Annotated in this window: 3 protein-coding genes, 1 tRNA gene and 1 pseudogene; 1 reads left to right on the top strand and 4 read right to left on the bottom strand. The window is 65.9% G+C overall.

The genetic code is table 11. The features are described from left to right. From Q1J79_RS05280 to Q1J79_RS05295, 4 genes and pseudogenes are all read right to left on the bottom strand, one after another. A pseudogene (locus tag Q1J79_RS05280) lies at positions 1-211 on the bottom strand (DUF2497 domain-containing protein); the annotation flags it as partial. A gap of 283 nt (positions 212-494) precedes the next feature. Next, on the bottom strand, positions 495-1,871 hold the full coding sequence (locus tag Q1J79_RS05285; protein ID WP_300297475.1) for a TolC family outer membrane protein: 1,377 nt from the start codon (positions 1,869-1,871) through the stop codon (positions 495-497). A 101-nt stretch (positions 1,872-1,972) separates the two neighbouring features. After that, a complete protein-coding gene (locus Q1J79_RS05290; protein ID WP_300297477.1) occupies positions 1,973-2,308 on the bottom strand; it encodes a rhodanese-like domain-containing protein in 336 nt (111 codons plus the stop codon). Positions 2,309-2,312: 4 nt separating this feature from the next. After that, complete coding sequence (locus Q1J79_RS05295; RefSeq protein WP_300297480.1) at positions 2,313-2,984, bottom strand: protein-L-isoaspartate O-methyltransferase; 672 nt, start codon at positions 2,982-2,984, stop codon at positions 2,313-2,315. A 279-nt stretch (positions 2,985-3,263) separates the two neighbouring features. Between Q1J79_RS05295 and Q1J79_RS05300 the strand changes: the two genes are divergently transcribed. Next, a tRNA-Cys gene (locus tag Q1J79_RS05300) sits at positions 3,264-3,337 on the top strand. Positions 3,338-3,356 lie beyond the last annotated feature (19 nt).

Below are 3,356 nucleotides of genomic sequence, written 5' to 3' on the forward strand. Positions count from 1 at the left end.
GCTCCGGTTCAGGCATCGGCTCGGGTTCGAACAGCGGTTCCGGCTCGGGTTCCGGCTCCGGCTCGGGTTCCGGCTCAGCCATCATCGGCTCGGGCTCGAACTCGGGCTCGGCCGGCGGCGCGGCCGGCTCCTCCTCGGCAGGCGGTGCGGGCTGCTGATCGGCTCCGTCCTCGGAAATGATCCGTCGGATGGAGGCAAGGATTTCCTCCATCGTCGGTTCATTCTGACCAGCTTTTGGGTCGCTCATCCCTCGCCTGACACATCCTGCACCCGGGACCCATCAAAGGGCCGGGGTCGCGTTACATTTTGGCGGCGGCCGGAAACCGTGACGGACGGCCATCGCAACGATGCAGGCCACCGCCGAATCATCGGTCAATGGTATGCGCAGGAAAGATAACCGAACTGTTAACCTGGGTTAAGGGATTTTTCCCAAATTCCCGGTCCGGCTGCGCTTTTCGCCCGATTCGCCGCGAAATCCGGCCGGATGCCAGCCCTCATTCCGCGTTCAGACCACCATCGGTGCCGAACCACTTGTCGCGCACGCGCTTGTAGTTGGTCTCGGGGTCGTAGAACTCGACCGGCAGCGCCAGTTGGCGAGCGCCGAGCCGGCCAACGGCCGACAGCAGCGTGTAGCCCGCGACATACTCGTCGCGACGGGCGCGCACCTCGGCCACCCGGGCGTCGAGATATTCCTGCTCCTGATCCAGCACGTCGAGCGTGGTGCGCGAGCCGACCTCGGCCTCCTGCTGCACGCCTTCCAGGGCGATGCGGGCGGCGTCCACCTGGGCCGTGCGCGCCACGATATTCGAGCGCGCGGTGGTGAGGTTTTCCCAGGCCTGGGTCACTGACTGGCGCACGCTGCGGCGCTGCTCCTCCACCTGGATGCGGCGCTGGTTATGGGTCTGCTTGCGCTGGCGGGTCTGGCTGTATGTCGAGCCCGCCTCATACAGCGGCATGGTTACCGACAACGCGATCTTACCCGACTCATAATCGACATGGCTGGTGGTGGTTTCATCCGCCTTGGTCGCGGTGCCGTTCAGCGACACCGTCGGCAGCAGAGCGCCGGAAATCGTGCGCACGTCGTGTTTCGCGGCAACCTCGCGGAACCGGGCCCCCAGCAGATCCGGATTATCATCATAGGCAATGGCCAGTGCCTCTTCCTCGTTGCCGGGCAATTGCGGCAGCGGCGGCGGCGGCGTCAGGGTGCGCGGCGTTTCGCCCATCACGCGGGCCAGGACGGCGCGGGCGGAAATCAGCGCGCCTTCGGCCGAGATCCGGTCGGCAGTGGCGCGGCTCAGGCGCGATTCCGCCTGGGCAACGTCGGTGCGGGTGATCTCGCCAACCCGGAAGCGCTCACGTGTCGCCTCCAGCTGCCGGCGCAGCACTTCCTCGTTGTTGCGATTAAGATCAAGCACCGCCTGGTTCTGCACCACATCCATATAGGCCGTCACCGCATCGAGCAGCACGCGCCGCTCGGTGCTGGCGAGATCCTGCCGGCCGGCCAGGACCAGCGCCTCGGCGGCATTCGTGGCGGACTCCGTGCGACCACCACGGTAAAGCGGCTGCGAAACAGTGAGCGACAGCGTGCGCGGCGTGATCACGCCATCGGGCTGCGTCGCTGAGTTCTGCCGGTAATCCTGGTTCAAGCGGCCGACTTCGCCGGTGACGCTGACGGTCGGGCGCCAGTTGGACAGCGCCTGCGGCACGCCTTCATCCGTGGCCCGCAGCGATGCGCGCGCGGCCAGCAGGGTCGGGTTGTTGTTATAGGCCGCGCTCAGGGCCTCGTTGAGCGACTGCGCCGCGGCAGGCTGTACGACGGCGATGCAACCGAATGCCAATGCCGACGCCAGCAAAGCAGATTTGAAGCTCATAACGCCCACCCGTCCTTTTTTCCATTCATCATCGTCACGACGCGCCGAGCCCCGATCGTATTCCCTGAAATCTTATTTATTCGTTTGTTTGGGTACGCCACTCAATAGGTCGCCAGCGATGGATCGATCCGTTCGGCCCAGGCATGAATGCCGCCGGCCAGATTGATCGCCTGCGAAAACCCGTTCTGCCGCAGCCAGGCGGTCACCTGGCGGCTGCGACCGCCATGGTGGCACATCACCACCAGCGGCTTGTCACTGGGCAGCTCCCCCGCACGCTGGGGCACCTGCCGCATTGGGATATGCCGGGCGCCGTCGAGCGCGACAGTGGAAATTTCCCAATCCTCGCGCACATCAAGCACCGTCACATCGCGACCGGCCTTGCGCCATGCGCTCAACTCGGCAACGTCGATCTCAAGCGGTTGCTGGGCTTGCGACATCGGCTCAGAACACGAAACCGGCCGGACGCTCAAAACCGGGCAGCGGCGGCGTGCCGGCATCAAACAGAACCCGCTGCGGGAACAGCGGGCCGCTGCGTTTGACCAGCACGGCATGGCCGATCGGCGCTTCGGTCGGGCGAACCACGCCAATCAGGCGGCCACCTTCGGTCAGCTGCGCCAGCAGGGTGGCAGGAATTTCCGGCACCGAGCCGGTCATCAGGATGACGTTGAACGGACCCTGCTTGGCGAGGCCGTCCTTCAGGGCGCCTTCGACGATGGCCGAGTTGTCGATGCTCAGGGCCTGCAGGGTCTGGCTGGCCTGCTGCGCCAGGGTGGAATCGCTTTCCAGGCCAATGGCCGTGCTGCACAGCCGGGCCAGCACGCCGACCTCGTAGCCGGTGCCGCAACCCACCACCAGGGCCACCTCGGCGGGCTGGATTTCAGCCTCCTGCAGCAGGCGCGCCAGCACCATCGGCTCCATCAGGTAACGACCGGGGGCAACCGCCACATCCTCGTCCATATACGCGACGCCGCGATAGGCCTTGGGAACGAATTGCTCACGCGGCAGGGCTGCCATCGCGGCGATCAACTGCTCGTCGATCACCTTGTTGGGGCGGAGCTGGGTCAGCACCATCTGGCGGCGCGCTTCGGCGAATTGGCGGTCGGCTTGTGCCATGGGGTCGGAATCCGGGCTGGGACGCGGGTAAGATACGCGATGGAATACTGGCGCCGTTATAATGCTGCGATGCCGCAAAAACAATGCTCGTATTATGGGTTAGCCGGCTTCGTCAGGGCAGCCGGTGATCGGCGTCACGTCCACGGCCCGGCCCGTCAGCCTCCCCTGAACCGGGGCCGGGACCAGGGGCCGGGACAGGGGTCGGACCAGGGGCCCCGGGCTGGGCGGAAGCCCTTGACCCCACTGGGCCGAAACCCTTAGTAAGGGGCGCGTTCTCAAGGTCCGGTGGCGGAGTGGTGACGCAGCGGACTGCAAATCCGCGTACGCCGGTTCAATTCCGGCCCGGACCTCCACTTTCCCGGGGCTGCCGCA

It is taken from the genome of Ferrovibrio sp. (assembly GCF_029255545.1).
GTDB lineage: Bacteria > Pseudomonadota > Alphaproteobacteria > Ferrovibrionales > Ferrovibrionaceae > Ferrovibrio.